This window comes from Herbidospora sakaeratensis (assembly GCF_001570525.1).
Classification (GTDB): Bacteria; Actinomycetota; Actinomycetes; order Streptosporangiales; family Streptosporangiaceae; genus Herbidospora; species Herbidospora sakaeratensis.
The window spans coordinates 806,006-824,356 of sequence record NZ_BBXC01000008.1 but is presented as its reverse complement, the minus strand read 5'-3'; the positions used below and the strand labels follow the sequence as shown (position 1 = coordinate 824,356).

18 protein-coding genes are annotated in these 18,351 nt (G+C 71.8%); 10 read left to right on the top strand and 8 right to left on the bottom strand.

The genetic code is table 11. The annotated features are described in order from the left end of the window. Positions 1-146 precede the first annotated feature (146 nt). Genes AW271_RS09500 through ftsH form a run of 3 tightly spaced genes read left to right on the top strand, consistent with a single transcriptional unit; the run spans position 147 to position 3,448 of the window. Positions 147-926: a hypothetical protein gene (locus AW271_RS09500; protein ID WP_062335010.1), complete on the top strand. Its 780-nt coding sequence runs from the start codon at positions 147-149 to the stop codon at positions 924-926. A 56-nt stretch (positions 927-982) separates the two neighbouring features. Then, on the top strand, positions 983-1,477 hold the full coding sequence (locus tag AW271_RS09495) for a DUF1269 domain-containing protein (RefSeq protein ID WP_062335009.1): 495 nt from the start codon (positions 983-985) through the stop codon (positions 1,475-1,477). Positions 1,478-1,504: 27 nt separating this feature from the next. Beyond that, complete coding sequence (ftsH, locus tag AW271_RS09490; RefSeq protein ID WP_062335007.1) at positions 1,505-3,448, top strand: ATP-dependent zinc metalloprotease FtsH; 1,944 nt, start codon at positions 1,505-1,507, stop codon at positions 3,446-3,448. Here ftsH and AW271_RS09485 read toward each other — a convergent pair. Continuing rightward, positions 3,418-4,251, bottom strand: a complete 834-nt coding sequence (locus AW271_RS09485) for a CPBP family intramembrane glutamic endopeptidase (RefSeq protein WP_062335005.1) — start codon at positions 4,249-4,251, stop codon at positions 3,418-3,420. The two genes, ftsH and AW271_RS09485, sit on opposite strands and share 31 nt — an antisense overlap. A gap of 231 nt (positions 4,252-4,482) precedes the next feature. Here AW271_RS09485 and AW271_RS09480 point away from each other — a divergent pair, with 231 nt between their 5' ends. The 3 genes from AW271_RS09480 (at position 4,483) to AW271_RS09470 (ending at position 7,698) form a co-directional block, all read left to right on the top strand. Beyond that, positions 4,483-6,387 carry a sensor histidine kinase gene (locus AW271_RS09480; protein ID WP_062335003.1) on the top strand — a complete coding sequence of 635 codons (1,905 nt, stop codon included), beginning with the start codon at positions 4,483-4,485 and terminating at the stop codon, positions 6,385-6,387. Continuing rightward, positions 6,384-7,013 carry a response regulator gene (locus AW271_RS09475; RefSeq protein WP_062335001.1) on the top strand — a complete coding sequence of 210 codons (630 nt, stop codon included), beginning with the start codon at positions 6,384-6,386 and terminating at the stop codon, positions 7,011-7,013. Before AW271_RS09480 ends, AW271_RS09475 begins: the two co-directional genes overlap by 4 nt. Positions 7,014-7,104: 91 nt before the next feature. Beyond that, on the top strand, positions 7,105-7,698 hold the full coding sequence (locus tag AW271_RS09470) for a DUF937 domain-containing protein (RefSeq protein ID WP_157553994.1): 594 nt from the start codon (positions 7,105-7,107) through the stop codon (positions 7,696-7,698). On the opposite strand, the gene AW271_RS09465 is transcribed toward AW271_RS09470, so the two are convergent. Beyond that, complete coding sequence (locus AW271_RS09465) at positions 7,695-9,548, bottom strand: CASTOR/POLLUX-related putative ion channel (RefSeq protein WP_062334996.1); 1,854 nt, start codon at positions 9,546-9,548, stop codon at positions 7,695-7,697. The genes AW271_RS09470 and AW271_RS09465 overlap by 4 nt on opposite strands. 108 nt (positions 9,549-9,656) lie before the next feature. Here AW271_RS09465 and AW271_RS09460 point away from each other — a divergent pair, with 108 nt between their 5' ends. Both AW271_RS09460 and AW271_RS09455 read left to right on the top strand, forming a co-directional pair. Further along, complete coding sequence (locus AW271_RS09460; RefSeq protein WP_218007999.1) at positions 9,657-10,253, top strand: Maf family protein; 597 nt, start codon at positions 9,657-9,659, stop codon at positions 10,251-10,253. Between the two features lie 37 nt (positions 10,254-10,290). Then, a complete protein-coding gene (locus AW271_RS09455; protein ID WP_062334991.1) occupies positions 10,291-11,097 on the top strand; it encodes an EI24 domain-containing protein in 807 nt (268 codons plus the stop codon). On the opposite strand, the gene AW271_RS41420 is transcribed toward AW271_RS09455, so the two are convergent. Then, the gene (locus tag AW271_RS41420) at positions 11,044-11,817 is read right to left on the bottom strand and encodes a DUF4326 domain-containing protein (RefSeq protein WP_062334987.1); all 774 of its coding nucleotides are present in this window, start codon (positions 11,815-11,817) and stop codon (positions 11,044-11,046) included. The genes AW271_RS09455 and AW271_RS41420 overlap by 54 nt on opposite strands. A 150-nt stretch (positions 11,818-11,967) precedes the next feature. Between AW271_RS41420 and AW271_RS09445 the strand changes: the two genes are divergently transcribed. Next, complete coding sequence (locus AW271_RS09445; RefSeq protein ID WP_062334984.1) at positions 11,968-12,990, top strand: DUF4192 domain-containing protein; 1,023 nt, start codon at positions 11,968-11,970, stop codon at positions 12,988-12,990. Here AW271_RS09445 and AW271_RS09440 read toward each other — a convergent pair. Next, on the bottom strand, positions 12,987-13,328 hold the full coding sequence (locus tag AW271_RS09440) for a hypothetical protein (protein ID WP_062334982.1): 342 nt from the start codon (positions 13,326-13,328) through the stop codon (positions 12,987-12,989). The genes AW271_RS09445 and AW271_RS09440 overlap by 4 nt on opposite strands. Positions 13,329-13,551: 223 nt before the next feature. Between AW271_RS09440 and AW271_RS09435 the strand changes: the two genes are divergently transcribed. Beyond that, positions 13,552-14,076 (top strand): DUF1707 and DUF4870 domain-containing protein, encoded by a 525-nt coding sequence (locus tag AW271_RS09435; RefSeq protein WP_245653001.1) that lies wholly within the window; start codon positions 13,552-13,554, stop codon positions 14,074-14,076. Here the strand turns inward: AW271_RS09435 and AW271_RS09430 are convergent. The 4 genes from AW271_RS09430 to AW271_RS09415 form a co-directional block, all read right to left on the bottom strand. Further along, entirely contained in the window at positions 14,069-15,589 is a 1,521-nt protein-coding gene (locus AW271_RS09430; RefSeq protein ID WP_062334980.1) for an ATP-dependent DNA ligase, read from the bottom strand. The genes AW271_RS09435 and AW271_RS09430 overlap by 8 nt on opposite strands. Before the next feature lie 82 nt (positions 15,590-15,671). Then, the gene (locus AW271_RS09425) at positions 15,672-16,046 is read right to left on the bottom strand and encodes an FKBP-type peptidyl-prolyl cis-trans isomerase (RefSeq protein ID WP_062334978.1); all 375 of its coding nucleotides are present in this window, start codon (positions 16,044-16,046) and stop codon (positions 15,672-15,674) included. A gap of 146 nt (positions 16,047-16,192) precedes the next feature. Further along, a complete protein-coding gene (locus tag AW271_RS09420; protein ID WP_063817919.1) occupies positions 16,193-16,834 on the bottom strand; it encodes a YflT domain-containing protein in 642 nt (213 codons plus the stop codon). 63 nt (positions 16,835-16,897) lie between these two features. Then, positions 16,898-18,337 (bottom strand): GuaB1 family IMP dehydrogenase-related protein, encoded by a 1,440-nt coding sequence (locus tag AW271_RS09415; protein ID WP_062334976.1) that lies wholly within the window; start codon positions 18,335-18,337, stop codon positions 16,898-16,900. Positions 18,338-18,351: the final 14 nt, after the last annotated feature.

The window sequence follows — 18,351 nt, the reverse complement described above, 5'->3', positions numbered from 1 at the left end:
CGCTCGCCGACGTGCCACCTGGGGACTATGGGACGAAGGCCACTCCTTCGTACGTTGCGGCGGAAGCGGAGACCAGCCCGTTACCGAAGATCACGATCCCGGACCCGCCACCCCCGCCGTCGACCAAAGGTCTGGGCGATCTGCCCATGCGGCTCGTCTACCGGACCGCCGCCGTCGTGACGGTCGTCGCCGCCCTCGGCGTGGTGGCCGCGGGAGTCGTCCTCACCCGCAACGACCCCGGTGAGGCCGCCGCCGCGCCCGCGCCGAAAGCCGACCCGGTGACGGTCGCCGCGACGACCGCCGCGCCGCCCTCGCCCACCCCGCCGCTCCCGAGCCCGTCCCCTTCGGTCAGCCCGCTCTCGACCGCGATGACCGACGCGCTCGACGACCCCCGGGTGCCCGAACTGCCCGACGGCCAGGAGAAGCTGCGCGCCTTCGCGGGCAGGAGCGCCAAGATCCGCGGTTCGGTCAAGGACGAACGGTCGGGCGTGGCCTTCCCCCGCTTCGCCGGCGACTGGGACCTGGCCTCGGCCTCGCCGTTCGCGTCCCGCCAGCTGCTGCCCAAGGTCAAGGGCTCGGCCTACCGGGGCCTGCTGGTCTCCTGCCCGGTGCCGATCGAGGTGCAGGACGACCTGAAGGACACCGCCTTCCTGGCCGCCCGCTGGACGCTCAACCACCACCCCGCCGGCGCCACCATCAAGTGGACGTCGGCCGACCTGACCGAGATCGACGACCGTCCGGCCTGGGTGCTCGGCTACGACGTCAGCTACACGATCAAGGGCGACAAGCGGAAGTCGGCCGCCGCCATCGCGCTCGTGGACGTGCCCGGCGCCAAGCCCGCGCTGGTCTTCATCAGCATCCCCGACAGCCAGAAGAAGAGCTACCGCGACATCAACACGGTGATGGGCAAGATCAAGGTGCTTTAGACCCGGTCCCATCTGGGGAAATATCCCCTTATCTGGACTTCGGGGGGAGCTCCATCATGGCTACGTTGATCGCCATCGCGTATGACGACCTCGGCACCGCCGTACAGGTGCGGGACAAGCTGTTCCAGCTCCAGCAGGAGCATCTGATCACGCTCACCGACGCCGCCATCGTCGAGCACACGACCGAGGGCAAGATCAAGATGAAGCCGGCCGTCAACATGGCCGCGACCGGCGCGGCGGGCGGCGCCCTGTGGGGCGGCCTGATCGGCCTCATCTTCTTCATGCCGCTGGTCGGCGCGGCCGTCGGCGCCGCGACCGGCGCCCTGGTCGGCGCCAAGACCGACATCGGGGTCGACGACAAGTTCATGAAGGACGTCGCCGAGGGCCTCAGGCCGGGCGGCGCGGCCCTGTTCCTGCTCGTCGAGGACAGCACCCGCGACAAGGTGCTGCCCCAGGTCGCGCCCATGGGCGGGCGCATCATCCACACGTCCCTGACCCAGGAGGCCGAGAACCAGCTCAAGGAGGCCATCGAGGCGGCCCGCCACCACTGACGCCTGCCATAGAGCCGAGGAGCCGACGTGGGTGAGCCGCCGAACGACTTCCGGGAGGGGGACCGCGACCGCCCGGACAGCCGTCCCGAGAAGAACGGGGACGAGCCGAAGCCCTGGCGGTCCGAAGGACTGCCCCCGCCCAGGCCGAACCGCCCGAAGATCAACTGGTGGCGGTTCGCGCTGACCATGGCGCTCACCTACGCGGCCTTCTTCATCATCAGCTCGTTCTTCGACGGCGAACCGCGCCAGACCATCTCCTACACCGAGTTCACCCGCCAGGTGACCGGCGGGAACGTGCAGGACATCTACGCCACCGGCACGTCCATCCAGGGCGACCTGAAGAAGGCGCAGCCGATCCCCGGCGACAAGCAGAAGGACACCTTCACCAAGTTCGCCACGGTGATCCCGGTCTTCGCGAACCAGGAGCAGATCTACCAGCAGCTCACCCAGCAGAACGTGACCATCCAGGCCGAACCCGCCGACGACCAGCGCGGCACCTTCTGGAACCTGGTGCTCTCGCTGCTGCCCATCCTGCTGCTCGCGGGCGTGTGGGTGTGGCTGATGCGGCGGGCCGGCAGCATGATGGGCGGGAGCGGCGGCCTCGGCGGGATCGGCCGCAACCGCGCCGCCAAACCGGTCGAGAGCGGCAAGGTCCGGGTCAACTTCAGCGACGTCGCCGGCATCGACGAGGTCGAGAACGAGCTCATCGAGATCGTCGACTACCTGAAGGAGCCGGGGAAGTACCGCCGCCTGGGGGCCAAGTTGCCCAAGGGCGTGCTGCTCACCGGCCCGCCCGGCACCGGCAAGACCCTGCTCGCGCGGGCGGTGGCCGGCGAGGCGAGCGTGCCGTTCTTCTCGGCCAGCGCCTCGGAGTTCATCGAGATGATCGTGGGCGTCGGCGCCTCCCGCGTCCGGGAGCTGTTCGACGAGGCCAGAAAGGTCGCCCCGTCGATCGTGTTCATCGACGAGATCGACGCGATCGGGCGCACCCGGGGGGCCTCGACCATAGGGGGTCACGACGAGCGCGAGCAGACCCTCAACCAGGTCCTGACCGAGATGGACGGCTTCACCGGCAACGAGGGTGTCATCGTCATCGCGGCCACCAACCGTCCCGAGGTCCTCGACGCGGCGCTGCTGCGGCCGGGCCGCTTCGACCGCAACATCGTCGTCGCGCCCCCCGACCAGCAGGGCCGCATGGCGATCCTGCGCGTGCACACCCGCGGCGTGCCGTTGTCGCCGGCGGTGCAGATCCCGGCCATCGCGAAGAGCACGCCCGGCATGACCGGCGCCGACCTCGCCAACCTCGTCAACGAGGCCGCGCTGCTCGCCGCCCGCCGCGGCCACAACGCCGTCACCCCGGCCGACTTCGCCGACGCCCTGGAGAAACTCCAGCTCGGTACGGCCCGCGCCATCGTGATGCCGGAGGAGGAACGCACCCGCACCGCCTACCACGAGGCGGGCCACGCCCTCCTGGGCATGCTGCTGCCGGGCGCCGACCCCGTCCGCAAGATCTCGATCATCCCCCGGGGCCGCGCCCTCGGCGTGACCCTGTCGACCCCCGAAGACGACAGGTACGCCTACGACGAGCGCTACCTCCGGGGCCGCATCACCGGCGCGCTGGGCGGCATGGCGGCCGAGCAGGTGGTGTTCGGCATCGTCACCACGGGCGCGGAGAACGACCTCGAACAGGTCACCTCGATCGCCCGGGGCATGGTCGGCCGGTGGGGCATGTCGCCGCTGATCGGCCCGCTGACCATCCTGCCGACCGAGGGCCCGCCGCAGGCCGCCTCGGCCACGCTGGCCTCCGTCGACGACGAGGCCAGGCGCATCGTCGACGAGTGCTACGCCGACGCCCAACGCCTCATCTCCGACAACCGCCACCGGCTGGAGGGCATCGTCGCGGCCCTGCTCGACCAGGAGACCCTCGACGAGGCCGACGCCTACGCCGCGGCCGGGCTCACCCGAGGCTGACGCCACCACCGGGCGGTCGCCGCCACCGCCACGGCGATCCCGGCGGTCGTCAGCACCCCGCCCTCGCCCAGCAGCCAGGGCGCCCGCGGCTGCGTCATGGCCTGGCCGACGAAGTAGGTGGCGGCGTTGAACGTGGCGTGCAGGACCAGCACCGGCCAGATCGACCCCGTCCTGAGCCGGAACCAGACCAGCGGAAACGCCAGCACGACCGACTGCACGGCGAACCAGAACAGCGCGTAGGCCATCGGCACGCCGGGATCCACCGCCCCCGGGACGAACAGCATCAGCGGCACGTGGAACAGCGCCCACGCGAGCCCGACGATCACCGCGACGACGTCGGCGGAGTGCCGCTCCCCGAGCCGCGTGACGAGCAGCGAACTCCACCCGAGCTGCTCGCCCAGCGCCAGCACCAGATAGGGGACCAACCCCGGCACCAGCCCGACGAGCAGCGTGAGCACCGGCGGCATGGGCAACCCCTGAGCACTGAACGAGGCCAGCCCGGTGAGCCACCCGGTCCCGTAGGCGACCCCGGCCCCGATGACGGGGATCGCCCACGCCGTCAGCAACGTCGTCGGCGGGGCCTTCCCGAACCCCCACGGGAACCCGCGCCCCCGGAAGGCGACGGCGGCCGCGAGCGCCGGGGCGAGCGCCTGCCCGTAGAGGGCGATCTGCGCGGGAATCGGCGCCTCCCCGACACGATCGAGATCGACCCCCTGGGAGACGGCGTAGGCGACGGCGGGGAGCACGAGAACGGGCAGCACGAGCGCGAACGTGGCGATCTGCCGGGAGGTGTCGGTCTTCACGGAGACAAGTGCACTCGGCGAGCGGTCCCGGGCGCCTGAACGCACGGTCCCGTCGAAGTCCCGAAGTCCCGAAGAGCCGCACGTCGCGGGCCGAACAACGGCACGCCTTCGGATCCGGTGAGCGGGATCCGCCGCCGGGCCGCGTCGAGATATCCCGTTCCGTGGCAGGTCCCGGGTGACCGGGACCCTGGTCCCATTCCCTCCACCTGCGGACACCCCCACAATTGCCCCATGCCGACCGTCCGATGGCCCTGGATCGTGCCCGTGCTCTGCGCGGTCGCCGTCGTGGTCGGCGTCGTGCTGACCGCCGGAGTCGAGCTGGCCGACACCGACTACCTCGTCCTGGACGCCGTCGTCGGCCTGACCTATCCGCTGACCGGCGCGCTCATCGCCGCCGCGCGGCCCCGGCACCCCGTCGGCTGGTTGTTCTGCCTCGGCGGCGCGGGCATGGCGCTCCAGGCGCTCGCGGGCGGTTACGCCGCCTTCGGGGAGGCGCACGGGTGGCCGGGCACGCTCGCGGCCACCTGGATCACCAACTGGGTCTTCCTGACCGGGTTCGGGTCGTTGCTGCTGCTGCCGCTCTACCTGCCCGACGGCCGCCTCCCGTCGCGCCGCTGGCGGCTGCCGGCCGGCCTCATGATCGGCGCGCTCGCGGCGCTGCACGTCGTGCTCATGCTGCGCGACCGCGTCTGGGTCTGGGGCGCCGAGCGGCCGAACCCCTTCGGGTTCATCCCGACCGAGCCGCACGCCACCACCGCGTTCGCGGTCGTCGTGACGGTGCTGGGCGTCGGCGGCGCGGCGGCGCTGGCCACCCGGCTGCGGCGGGACCTGCGGCGGCTGCTGCCGGTCTTCGCGGCCGTGGTGACGCTCGCGGCGGCGGTGGTCGCCGACTCGCTGCTGGCCGCCCAGCCGGAGATCGGGGTGGTGCTGCTGGCGGTGGCGCTGCCGCTGGTGCCCGTAGCCACGGCCGTGTCGATCTTCCGTTACCGGTTGTTCGACATCGAGGTCCTGCTGCGCCGGACCCTCGTCTACACGCTCCTCACCGGCCTGCTGCTGGCCGTCTACCTCGGCGTCGTCGCCACCGCCCACGCGCTGGTGGCCTCGACCGAGACCCTCGTGGCCACCGCTGTGGTCGCGGTCGCGTTCGCGCCGCTGCGGGCCGCGCTGCAGAAGGCGGTGGGCCGGTGGTTGTTCGGCCAGCGCGGCGACCCGGTCACCGCGCTCAACCAGCTGGGTGTACGCCTGGAGGCCGCCGCCGACCCCACTCGGCTCCTCGACGACGCGGCCGAAACGGTCGCCTCGACCCTGCGGTTGCCGTGGGTGGCGGTGGTGTCGGCCGGCGGCGTGACCGTGTCCGAGACCGGCCGGAGGGTGGGCGAAGCCGTACAGCTCCCGCTGACGGCGAGCGGGCGGCACGAGGGCGAGCTGAGAGCGGCCCCGCGCTCGCCGGGGGAGCCGCTGTCGCGCGCCGACCTGGCCGTGCTCACCGACCTGGCCCGGCACCTGGCGGTCGCGCTGGCGGCGGCGCGGCTGGCGCGCGAGGTGCGCGAGTCGCGCGCCGACCTGGTCAGGGCCCGCGAGGAGGAGCGCCGCCGCCTGCGCCGCGACCTGCACGACGGCCTCGGCCCGGGGCTGGCCGCGATCGGCATCGGCCTCTACCTGATCGAGGCGGCCTCTCCCGGCGAGGAGGTGCGGAACGTGCGCGAGCTGACCCAGACGCTGGTCGCGGACGTCCGGCGGATCGTCCAGGGCCTGCGGCCACCCGCGCTGGACGAACTGGGCCTGGCCGGCGCGCTGGAGGACCTGGCGCTGGACACGATCGGCCCCCAGGTCACCGTCACCGTGTCGGAGCTGCCGGAACTGTCGGCGGCGGTGGAGGTGGCGGCCTACCGGATCGTCCAGGAGGCGCTGGCCAACGCCCTCAAGCACGCGCGGGCCGGCCGCATCGACATCAGCGCCACCGCCGAGGCCGGAGAATTGACGGTGACCGTCGCCGACGACGGCTGCGGCCTCCCCGACCCGCTGGTCGAGGGGGTCGGCAGCGGCAGCATGCGCGACCGCGCGGCCGAACTCGGCGGCACCCTGCGCCGGACCTCGGGGAACGGCACGACAGTGAAGGCGGTGCTCCCGCTGTGAAAGTACTCCTCGCCGACGACCATCCCCTCCTCAGGCACGGCCTGCGCGCCCTCCTGGAGCAGGTGGCCGGCGCCGAGGTCGTCGGCGAGGCCTCCGACGGCGAGGAGGCCGTCGCGCTGGCCCTGTCGCTGAACCCCGACGTCGTCGTGATGGACCTGGTCATGCCGGGCGTGGGCGGCCTGGAGGCCACCAGGCGGCTGGTCGACCAGCGCCCCGACCTGGGCATCCTGGTGCTGACCATGTCCGAGGACGACGCCTCCGTCTTCGCCGCGCTGCGCGCCGGCGCCCGCGGCTACGTGCTGAAGGGAACGGCCGGCGAGGACTTCCTCGCCGCCGTCGCCGCGGTCGCCCGAGGTGAGGCGGTGTACGGCCCCGCCGTGGCCAGGCGCATCCGCCGTTTCCTGACGACCGGCCCCGGCACCGGTCCCTTCCCCGAGCTGACCCAGCGGGAGCGCGAGATCCTCGACCTGCTGGCCAACGGCAAGAGCAACGCCGAGATCGCCCGGGCCCTGTTCCTCAGCCTGAAGACCGTGAAGAACCACCTGACGAACGTCTTCGCCAAGCTCCAGGTGGCCGACCGCGCCCAGGCGGTGGTGCGGGCGAGACAGGCGGGCCTCGGTAGCTAAAAGCGGTCTTTTGGTGCAAAGCAGGCATTACCCCTAAATCGGGCAGGGCAGATCACTCGCGGAACACTTCTGAAACGGGGGAGAACCGACCGTGAGTCAGTCGAGTCAGTCGATGCACGAAGAGATCATCTCCAAGCTGGGCCCGCAGGGGATCCAGCAGATGGCGTCCCTCCTGGGGACCGACGCCGAGTCGGCCAAGCCGGCCATCCAGGCCTGTCTGGCCACCGTCATCTGCGGCATGGCCCGCAACTGCGGCGAGCCCAAGGGGGCCCAGTCGCTGCGTGCCGCCATGGACGACCACTCGTCCGCCGAGCCCTTCCGGGACATCGCCGCCCTGGCGAACGACCAGGACGGCCAGCGCATCCTGGCCCACGTCCTCGGAGTCCCCGGCAGCCGTCAGGCCGCCGAGGGCATCGCCCAGTTCATGGGCATGAACTCGGGCGCCATCATGAAGATGATGGCCATGGTCGCGCCGATGGCGATGGCCATGATGGCCCAGCGGATCGACGCCAACCACATGGACGCCACGGCCATGGCCCGTGAGCTCCGCCGCCAGGAGTCGGCGATGAGCACGAGCAGCTTCGGCGACATGCTCAGCGGTGTCCTCGGCAAGATCTTCGGTGGCGCTCAGGCGCAGGGTGGTGCCAAGCCGAAGAACAAGCCGCAGCGGGGCCAGCGCGTCTAACGCTCCGCCAGCACTATCACCTTGTCACCGGCCGCGAACTCGAGCTCGGCCGACTTGGCGGGGTTGAGCACGACACCGAAGTGGGGCGCCTCGCTGACGCGATCGGCCCGCCGGTAGCCGATGGCCGTCTCGCCTCTGCGGCGGGCCGACTCGATCACCGTCGCGAACGTGACGGGACGGCCCTCGGTGACGTAGTCGCTCGCCGGCCTCGGGTAGATCTCCGAACCGCGCGAGTCGAAGAGGTAGCCGAAGACCTCCGACAGGTGCCGGTTCTCGGCCAGCTGCGCGAGCAGCAGGCCGATGACGGTGTCGCTGATGACGATGTCGTCGGCCTCGGTGACCTCGGCGAGTTCGCGGTTGTTCTCGTCGTGCATCTCACTGACGATCGAGTACCGCTCGTGCATGACGGTCTGCATGTCGCGCAGTTGCAGCAGCGACATGAGCGTGCGCGTGTCGGCGTGGTGGGGCTCGAAGCGGTCGTCCGACAGGACGATGACGTGCTGGTAGAGGCCGACGCTGAGCGATTCGAGCGCGTAGCGGTCGGTGGTCTCGCACTCCTTCACGTTCAGCGTGAGGTTGCGCAGCCCGCCGAGCCCGGCGCCAGCCTCGGGATGCCCCGCCGCCACGTCGAGCACCGACCCCGGTGCGACGTAACCGTCGAGATAGCGCACGATCGTGCCCGCGCGGCCGTTCCATCCGAGCACCAGTGTGCGCTCGGGCTCCAGCCTGGTACGGCCCGCGCTCACGATCGCCGTCTCGTCGACGGCGGCCGGCCGCGCCGCGAGACTGATCGTGGAGTCGTCCTGGGCGATGACGATGACGTCGTCGCCCTCGGCGATGACCGTCTCGGTGGGCGGGTTGAGCTCGACCCCCGTCGCCCGCTTCAGGCCGATGAGCGTGGCGTTCTCGAACGCGCTGAGCGCCTGGCCGTAGGTCCGGCCCTTCAGCGAGGACGCCCTGCGCAGGTAGATCTCGCCGTCGTCGAAGTTGAGCAGGTCCATGCAGACCACCGACATGCCGGACTGGCGCGACGACTGCACGATGAGCCGCGCGGCCGTGTCGTCGGAGTCGACCAGGTGCACGCCCGGCCCGCCCGCCAGCCGCGCGGCGGCCATGTTGCCCGAGTCGGCGATGGCCGCCACGACCGGCGGATGCTGGCCCCGGCGCTTGGCCAGGGCGAGCAGCGTCTTGATGACGTGGGCGTCGGGGTCGTCGCCGGAGGGCGACAACACGACGATCGACTTGGCCGCGCCGAGGTTCATGAGGTCGAGGTGGGCCGACTCGGTCGGCCGGCCGGTGCGGCAGACGACCCGGACCCGCCCGGTGTCGGGGATGCGGTCGCGCAGGTCGTCCTCCATCGAGACCTTGTCCTTGTCGGCGAGGATCGCGATGACCGACTTCTGCTCCCGGGCCTTCACGAGCTCGGCGACGATCGTGAAGACCTGGTCAGACCAGCCCAGGATGACGGTGTGCTGCGACTCGATGATGCGCGACCGGCCCTTGCGCAGGTCTTCGACCTTCGTCTTGAGGCCGGCCGAGAGCAGGCCGACGAACAGCGACACGAAGAACAGCCCGCCCAGCGAGGCGGTGAGCATGATGGCCAGATAGGGCGCGGTGCCCTGGTCGGAGGCGATCTTCCCCGGGCTGAGCGTACGCATCAGCGAGGCCCAGAGCGCCCCCGGCACCCCGTTCTTGACCTCGCCGGGCGTCAGCCAGACGGCGAGCATCGCGGCCCCGACGACCAGCGCGGCGCAGAACGCGGCCAGCCAGCCGATCAGTGCCCCGGTCCCCCGGGACATGGTGTTGTCGAACCAGTACCGCGCCCTCTCGCGCACACTCGCCTTCGCCACGTGGCCTCCCCGCCGCCGATCAACCCGGACAAGGTACCCCTCATGACCATCAGCCCGCATATCGGTTGACAAACGATGAAAACGACTTCGGGACTAAGGTGGGCTGACGTGACCGAGCTCATTCTCGCCTCCGCCTCCCCGGCCCGCCTCGGCGTTCTGCGCGCCGCCGGGCTGGAGCCCAAAGTCATCGTCAGCGGCGTCGACGAAGAGGCGATCACCGCCCCGACCCCGTCCGACCTCGCCCTCGTGCTGGCGAAAGCCAAGGCCAGAGCGGTCGCCGACACGATCACGGGCCCCGCCCTGGTGATCGGCTGCGACTCCGTCCTGGAGCTCGACGGGGTGGCCTACGGGAAACCCGCGTCGACCGGCGAGGCTACGGAACGGTGGCTCTCCATGCGAGGACGAACCGGACGCCTGCTGACCGGCCACAGCGTCATCGACGTCGCCACCGGCCGCGAGGCCGCCGAGACCTGCGCCACGACCGTGCGCTTCGGCACGCCGTCGGACGCGGAGATCGCGGCCTACGTGGCGAGCGGCGAACCGCTCAGGGTCGCGGGGGCGTTCACCCTCGACGGGCTGGGAGGCTGGTTCGTGGACGGCATCGAGGGCGACCACGGCAACGTGCTGGGCATCTCGCTCCCTCTCGTACGCCGGCTGCTCGCCGAACTCGACGTCGAGGTCACCCAGCTCTGGACAAGCCGGTAGATCGCGGTCAGACCACGGATTCGCTAGCCTCGCCCTCATGGTCGGTGGTGGGCCGGTGCGCAGGCAGGCCGGTGGGTTCTTCGATGGTGTCGGGTGCTACCTGCGGGGGATCGGGTGGATGGCCCGGCATCCGCGCTGGTGGTTGTTCGGGCTGATCCCGGCGTTGATCGCGTTCGCGCTGTTCGCGGGGCTGCTCGTGCTGCTGGCGGTCAACGCGGCCGACGTCGCGGCGTGGATGACGCCGTTCGCCGACGACTGGGGGTGGCGCGACCTCTTCCGCACGCTCGTCGGGGTCCTGCTCGTCATCGTCGGGGCGCTGCTCTCGATCGTGTTGTTCACGGCTGTCTCGCTGGCGATCGGGGAGCCGTTCTACGAGAAGATCTCCGAGCAGGTCGAGGAGAGTCTCGGCGGGCCCGTGCACCACGACGACACGCCGCTCGTGCTCGGCATCCTGCGGTCGATCAAAGACAGCCTGGTCACCCTCGGCTACGTGCTCATGTTCACGATCCCGCTGTTCGTCCTCGGGTTCGTGCCGTTCGTGGGGCAGACGGTCGTGCCGGTCATCGGGGCGCTCGTGTCCGGATATTTCCTGACCGTCGAGCTCACCGCGCTCGCCATGGAGCGGCGCGGGGTGCGGCGCAGGTTCCGGTTCGCCGTGCTCAAGGCGAACCGGGGCATGTCGCTCGGGTTCGGCGTCGCCGTCTTCGTGACGTTCCTCGTGCCGTTCCTCGCCATCGCGGCGATGCCGTGCGCGGTCGCCGGGGCGGCGATCATGGTGCGCGACCGGATGCTAGTTCAGGGGCCGGGGCAGCCGGCCTTCCAGCCGCCGCCGCACCGCCTGTAGCTCCGCGATCCCCTCGTCGACGAGGCCGATCCACCGGCGGATCGCCTCGGGGGTGGGCTCGCCCTCGAGCTCGCCCATCAGGTCGCGTACGGCCGTCAGGCGAGGTTCCGGCTTGCGGCCCATGTTGGCCATCAGCCCGGCGGTGGCGATCTGGCGGTTGGCGTGGTGGCGGGTGAAGCCCCAGCGCTGCCGGCAGTAGTCGTCGAAGCCCGCGTACGCGGCCCGGTAGAGCCGCAGGTCGCGGATGCGGGTCAGGGCGTGGCCGACCCGGCCCAGGCCGCCGAGTCCGGCCGCCTCGATCTCGGCCTCGGCCTCGGCCAGCGCGGCCCGCTCGGTGGGCGACAACGACGGCATGGCCACCACGCCGCCGGCGAGCCGTTTGAGCACCTGCCCGTGGCACGGCCCGGGCACGCACCAGCAGCCGAGGGCCTTGCCGCGCAACTCGGTGACGCGGGCCAGCAGCTCGGGCCGCTCGGTCAGGTAGGACTCGAAGCGCCGCAGCTGCTCGCCGCGCAGCACGTCGTCCTTCTCGTGGGGGTTGGCCCAGTCGCTGCGGGTGTCGATGCGGACGTAGAGGCCCGCGGTCCGCGCCCACGCGATCAGGTTGGGATGCCCGCGGCGGCGGTTCATGCTGACGATGACCGTCTCCCCGGCCAGCAGGCTCTCCAGCCGGGCCCGCTCGTGGCCGGACCATCCGTCGGTGACCGGAACATCTCGCATGCCCGTCAACGCTGCTCCCCTCGACGCACAACCGTCCCATGCCGCGCGGTTCGTTTTGCGGTTTCCAGAGCTATGCCCACAGCGAACACGGTTTTCCACAACCGGATCCAGGTCCGTTTCTCATGCCCCGTACGCCGCCACGATCGCCCCATGCCCATCGCCCACCGGCTCCGCCTGTCGTCCCCGGCCGACATCCTGGCGGCCATCCCCTACCTGCTCGGTTTCCACCCCGCCGACAGTCTCGTCGTCATCGGCCTGGAACACGCCGCCGTCCGCGTCGCGACCCGCTGGGACCTGCCGCTGCTCCCCGGCGCCCTCGACGACCTGCGCCCGCTGCTCGCGCGTGAGAAGGCCGGCGCGACCGTGCTCGCCGCCTTCGGCGAAGCGGCCCTGACCGCGCCCGCCCTCGACGACGCGGTGCGTTTCCTGACGGCGGCCGGCGTCGCCGTCCACGACGCGTTACGCACCCACGAGGGCCGCTACTGGTCCCACCTGCACCCGTGCCCGCCGACAGGGATCGACTACGACGCCGCGGCCCATCCCGTCGCGGCCGAGGCGGTGGTGCGCGGCATGGTCGCGCTGCCCGACCGCGCGGCGCTGGAACTGACCGTCGCGCCCGTCACCGGCGCCGCCCGCGCGGCGATGGACCGCGCGACCGGGCGGGCCGAGCGCGAGGTGTGGCGCTGGGTGGAGAAGACCGACCCGGCCGGCTACCTGGCCGACGGCCTCGCCCGGGTGCGGTCGGCGGTCGAGTGCTACGAGCGCGGCGGGCGGTTGTCCGACGACGACGCCGCGCGGCTGGGGCTGGCGCTCTGGATGATCCGGGTCCGCGACGAGGCGTGGACCCTCATCGACGACCACCCCGCCCACCTGGCGTTGTGGCGTGATCTGACCCGGCGGCTGTCGCCGCGGCTGGTCACCCCGGCGGCGGCGCTGCTGGCGGCCGCGGCCTGGCGGACGGGCGACTGCGCGCTGGCGTCGATGGCGCTCGACCGGGCGCTCGCGGCCGAGCCGCGCTACACGATGGCGCTGATCCTCACCGAGGCCATCGCCCGGCTGCTCACCCCCGGCGACGTCGGCGACCGCATGCCGACCCCCGAACAGCTCGACCGTGAGATGGGCCCGCCGCTGATGAGCTGGTTCACCCCGCTGCTGCGGAGGATCGGCGACTAGACCCCGTCGGCCTGACGGCGGCGTTCGTTGTAGGCCCTCATCCGGGCCGGGTAGCCGGTCAGCTGCACGTCGTAGACGGGCAGCCGCAGGTCGCGGGCGACCTTCTTGATGACGGCGGGGGAGCCCACGCGGCGGCGTGTCCATTCGCCGTCGTGGGCGACCGCGACGGCGGTGGTGTCGGTGGCGAAGGTTTCCGGTTCGACGTAGAACTCCACGCCGATGCGGGACTTGGCGAACTCGATCAGCGACTCGATGTCCTGATCGGTGGCCTCCCGGTCGAAACGCTGCACTTTCGGACCCCGGTTACGCCGTAGTCCGTAGCGGTCACGCCATCTCATACCCCTTGTATACCGTCCGATCGGGCAGAGCGCGTCCCCCTGAGGGATCTCCGGGACGCGTCGGGGTCATCCCCGATTCTGCGCCGCGCCGGTGTCGGCCAGGATGGGAGGAGGCAGACTCGGAAAGAGACGCTTCTTCGGAGAAGGGCAGGGTTTCATGGCGACGTCGTTCTCACCCGCAGCGCCGGGGCACCGGCCCGTCCCACCACCGGCCCACCTCCGCGTGAGCGACGCCGACCGCGACCAGGTGGTCGAACACGTCAAGGCGGCCTACGCCGAGGGGCGCCTCGACAAGGACGAGATGGACCTGCGGCTCGACCACGCGATGACCGCCCAGACCCACGCCGAACTGGCGCCCATCATGGCCGACCTCTACAACCGCGCGCCCGCGATGACGGCCTACCCCAAGCCCCACGACGAACCGGCCCGCGCCGCCGACGGGACCGACCGCGTGGCCGGCGCCGCCGCCCACCTCATCACGCTGACCGGCCTGTTCGTCGTCGGCCCGCTCATCATGCTGCTGACCGCCGGCCGCACCTCGCCCTACGTCCGGCGGCACGCCATGGAGGCGCTCAACTTCCACCTGACGGTCTTCGGCGCCACGATCCTGCTGCCGTTCACCGTCGTGGGCATCGTGCTGGTGCCGCTGTTCTGGGTCCTCGGCATCGTGTTGTCGGTCGTCGGCGGCGCGTCGGCGCTGGCCGACGGCGACTTCCGCTACCCGCTGACCGTCCGGCTCATCAAGTAGGGGGCAGCAGCGCGCGGACCGCCGAGACCGTGTCGGCGTCCTCCGCGCGCTTGTCGGGCCGATAGCGCAGCACCCGCGCGAACCGCAGCGCCATGCCGCCCTCGTAGCGCGTCGACCGCTGCACCCCGTCGAAGGCGATCTCGACGACCTGCTCCGGCTTCAGGGACACCGTCCATTCGGTGGTGGGGCCGTCGGCGAGTTCGAGGAAACGTTCGGTCTGCCACGCCAGCAGTTCGTCGGTCAGGCCCTTGAAGGTCTTGCCGAGCATCACGAACCCGCCCGTCTCGGGGTCGTACGCCCCCAGGTGCAGGTTCGACAACTTCCCCTCGCGCCGCCCGTGGCCCCACTCGACCGCCAGCACGACCAGGTCGAGGGTGTGCCGGGGCTTCACCTTGATCCAGCCCGCCCCGCGCCGCCCGGCCGCGTAGACCGTCGCGGGGGCCTTGACCACCACGCCCTCGTGGCCCTTGCGGACCGCCTCGGCGAAGAACTCCTCGCCCTCCTCGGCGTCGGCGGTGACCAGCCGGGGCGTGATCAGCGACGGCGGCACGGCGGCCGTGAGGGCCGCGTGGCGGTCGGCGTCGGGCAGGTCGAGCAGGTCGGCGCCGTCGACGCGCAGGGCGTCGAAGAAGAAGACGCTCAGCGGCACCTCGCGCGGCCCGACCTTGGTCGCCACCCGGCTGGAGGTCACCTGGAACGGCAGCGGGCTCGCGTCGTCGCGCAGCGCGATGACCTCGCCGTCGAGCACGATGTCGGTCGCCGACAGGCCGCGGACCGCCTCGACGAGTTCGGGCACCTGCTCGGTGATGTCGTCGAGGGTGCGGGTGAACACGCGCACCTCGTCGCCCGACCGGTGGGCCTGGACGCGGATGCCGTCGAGCTTCCACTCGATCGCGGCCGGGCCGCCGATCTTCTCCAGGGCGGCCGTCACGGTCGGCGCGCTCTGGGCCAGCATCGGGGCGACCGGGCGGCCGACCTCCAGGTGGAAGTCGCGCAGCGCCGTCACGCCGCCGGCCAGCGCGGCCGCCCCCACGGCGGGCAACCAGCCGCGCAGCATCAGGGCCCGGCGCACCTCGGCCGAAGGCACGTCGGCCGCCTTGGCGATGGCCTCGATCATCACGCCGTCGAGCGCGCCCTGGCGGAGCTCGCCCGTCAGCAGGCGGCTCAGGAAGGTCTGCTCCTGGCGGGTCGCCGCGCCGAACAGGTCGGTGACGAGGCCGCGCCGGGCGGCCTGCGAACCCGGGCCCGACTGGGCCTTGATGCGTTCGAGGAAGGCGTCGATCTGGGTGAGGGTGGCCGTGGCGGCCAGCCGGGGTTCGGGAAGATCCTGGAGGGAGCGCCAGCCGACCCCGATCTGGCGCTGGGGGAGCTCGCCCGACAGGTAGGCGATGGCGATCTCGGCCTCGTCAGGGCCCACCCGGGCGAGCAGTTCGGCCAGGTGGCGGATCTTCGCCAGCCGGGCCGAGTCGGCGGCGACGGCCGCGGAGGTCCTGGCAAGATCGATCAGCAACACACCGTAATCCTGCCGTACCCGACCTTCCAATGCCACGGCCCGGCACCCTCGCGGGAACCGGGCCGTGACGAACGGGCGAACGTCAGCTCACGCCGAGCAGGTCGACGACGAAGATCAGGGTCTCTCCGGGCTTGATGGCCCGGCCGGCGCCCCGGTTGCCGTAGCCCAGGTGCGGCGGGATGGTGAGGCGGCGGCGTCCGCCGACCTTCATGCCGGCCACGCCCTGGTCCCAGCCGGCGATGACCCGGCCGCCGCCGAGGGGGAACTGGAAGGTGTCGCCGCGGTTCCACGAGGCGTCGAACTCCTCGCCGGTGGAGAAGGCGACGCCGACGTAGTGCACGGTCACGGTGTGCCCCGGCTTGGCCTCAGGACCGTCGCCGACCACCAGGTCGACGATCTCCAGGTCGGCGGGCGCGTTGCCCTCCGGAAAGTCGATCTCTGGCTTCTCGAGTGCCACGTGGGTCTCCTTGGTTCATGGCGCGCCGCTCGGTTCGCCCGGACACGCCGGCCGGAGTGACGCGCCGCCCCCGACCGGCCGCCGACCGCTCTGCGGGCCGGACCGCACGAGCCTACCGGCACCCCCGAGCCCTCCGCCGAGGAAGGTCACCGGTGCTTGGTGCCCGTTTCCGCGTCGGCGTCCTCGGCCCTGCGCTGGGCCGGGATCTCGTGCTCGGCGGTGGTGCCGTCGGTGGTGGGGACGTCGGAGGTCGCGGGCGGCACCGGGCCCGCGCTCGGCGGGCGCTCGACGACGACCGTGTCGGCCGGGGCGAGGCCGCCCTGGAGGATGGTCTGCGCCCGCTCCCAGACGCCGGCCGTCACCAGGACGTCGTAGCGTCCGGCCACGATCGAGTTGCGGGAGGTGAAGTCGCGCACCCCGCCCTGGAACATGTGGCTGGTGAAGCCGAACGCCGCACCGGCGACGGCGCCCCACAGGATCGACCAGAGCACCAGCGCCACGAACGAGGTGGACGTGGTCGTGAACAGGCCCAGGAACAGGCCGACGACCAGGCCGAAGACGCCGCCGCTGACGGCCCCGGTCAAGGCCGCCCGGCCGTTGGTTAAGCGGCCGGTGACCTTCTCCTCCGTGCGGAGGTCGGTGCCGACGATGGCGAGTTCCTGGACCGGGAAGCCGGCGTCCGAGAGCGTGTCGACGGTCTTCTGGGCGGCGGTGTAGCGGTCGTAGCTGACGAGCAGGCGCCGGTCCGCCAGAGGCATGGCCGGGCCGTGCGTGGGCGTTTCGTACATCAGAGCCTTCTCCTCAGAGTTCGTGGTGGAAGACTCTCGCCACTACCCGCACGGCCCGTGGAATCACCAGCTCTGGTGCAGCGGCATGCCCTCGCTGTAGCCCGAGGCGCTCTGCACGCCCACGACCGCCCGCTCGTGGAACTCCTGGAGGCTGGTCGCGCCGGCGTACGTACAGGAGGAGCGGAGGCCGGCCACGATGGCGTCGATCTGGTCCTCCACTCCCGGGCGGGCCGGGTCGAGGTACATGCGCGAGGTGGAGATGCCCTCCTCGAACAGCGCCTTGCGGGCCCGGTCGAACGGGGTGTCCTCGGCGGTGCGCAGCTTGACCGCGCGGGCCGAGGCCATGCCGAAGTTCTCCTTGTAGCGGCGGCCGTCGGCGGCGGTGCGGGTGTCGCCGGGCGACTCGTAGGTGCCGGCGAACCACGAGCCGATCATCACGTTCGACGCCCCGGCGGCCAGCGCGAGCGCGACGTCGCGCGGGTGCCGCACGCCGCCGTCGGCCCACACGTGGCGGCCCAGGCGGCGCGCCTCGCGGGAGCACTCGAGCACGGCGGAGAACTGCGGGCGGCCGACGCCGGTCATCATGCGGGTGGTGCACATCGCGCCTGGCCCGACGCCGACCTTGACGATGTCGGCGCCCGCGTCGACCAGGTCTCGGACGCCCTCGGCGGTGACCACGTTGCCGGCCGCCACCGGCACCCCCGGGTCGAGGGCGCGCACCGCGCGCAGGGCGGCGAGCATCTTGTCCTGGTGGCCGTGGGCGGTGTCGACGACGAGCACGTCGGCCCCGGCCTCGACCAGTTCCTTGGCCTTCGCGGCGACGTCGCCGTTGATGCCGACCGCCGCCGCAATCCGCAGCCGGCCCGTGCCGTCGACGGCGGGCTGGTAGAGGGTGGCGCGCAGCGCGTTGGTGCGGGTGAGCACGCCGACCAGGCGGCCCTCCTCGTCGACGACCGGGGCGAGCTTGTGCCGCCGGTCGTGCAGCAGGTCGAAGGCCGTCTGAGGGTCGATGCCCTCGGGAAGCACCTGCGGTGAGGGGGTCATCACCTCGCCGAGCTGGGTGAACATGTCGACGCCCTGGCAGTCGGCCTCGGTCGCGACCCCGACGGGCCGGTTGTCGAGGTCGACCACGATGACCGCGCCGTGGGCCCGCTTGGGCAGCAGGGTCAGCGCCTCGCCGACGGTGTCGTGGGCGGTGAGGGTGATCGGGGTGTCGTGGACGAGGTCGCGGCTCTTCACCCAGGAGATCACGTCGGAGACGACGTCGATCGGGATGTCCTGCGGGATGACGGTGATGCCGCCGCGCCGGGCGACCGTCTCGGCCATGCGGCGGCCGGCGACGGCGGTCATGTTGGCCACGACGATCGGGATGGTGGTGCCGGTGCCGTCGGGCGAGGACAGGTCGACGGCGAGTCGCGACCCGATGTCCGACCTCGATGGGACCATGAAGACGTCGCTGTAGGTGAGGTCGTACGGCGGGGTCATGTCGTTGAGGAATCGCACGTCTGTCCAGACTA

Excerpts from the sequence above, each read along its gene's own strand:
- AW271_RS09420 (WP_063817919.1), bottom strand. The coding sequence starts at position 16,834 with ATGTACGAAACGCCCACGCACGGCCCGGCCATGCCTCTGGCGGACCGG.
- AW271_RS09480 (WP_062335003.1), top strand. The coding sequence starts at position 4,483 with ATGCCGACCGTCCGATGGCCCTGGATCGTGCCCGTGCTCTGCGCGGTC.
- AW271_RS41420 (WP_062334987.1), bottom strand. The coding sequence starts at position 11,817 with ATGCGAGATGTTCCGGTCACCGACGGATGGTCCGGCCACGAGCGGGCC.
- AW271_RS09500 (WP_062335010.1), top strand. The coding sequence starts at position 147 with ATGCGGCTCGTCTACCGGACCGCCGCCGTCGTGACGGTCGTCGCCGCC.
- AW271_RS09445 (WP_062334984.1), top strand. The coding sequence starts at position 11,968 with ATGCCCATCGCCCACCGGCTCCGCCTGTCGTCCCCGGCCGACATCCTG.
- AW271_RS09440 (WP_062334982.1), bottom strand. The coding sequence starts at position 13,328 with ATGAGATGGCGTGACCGCTACGGACTACGGCGTAACCGGGGTCCGAAA.
- AW271_RS09455 (WP_062334991.1), top strand. The coding sequence starts at position 10,291 with ATGGTCGGTGGTGGGCCGGTGCGCAGGCAGGCCGGTGGGTTCTTCGAT.
- AW271_RS09495 (WP_062335009.1), top strand. The coding sequence starts at position 983 with ATGGCTACGTTGATCGCCATCGCGTATGACGACCTCGGCACCGCCGTA.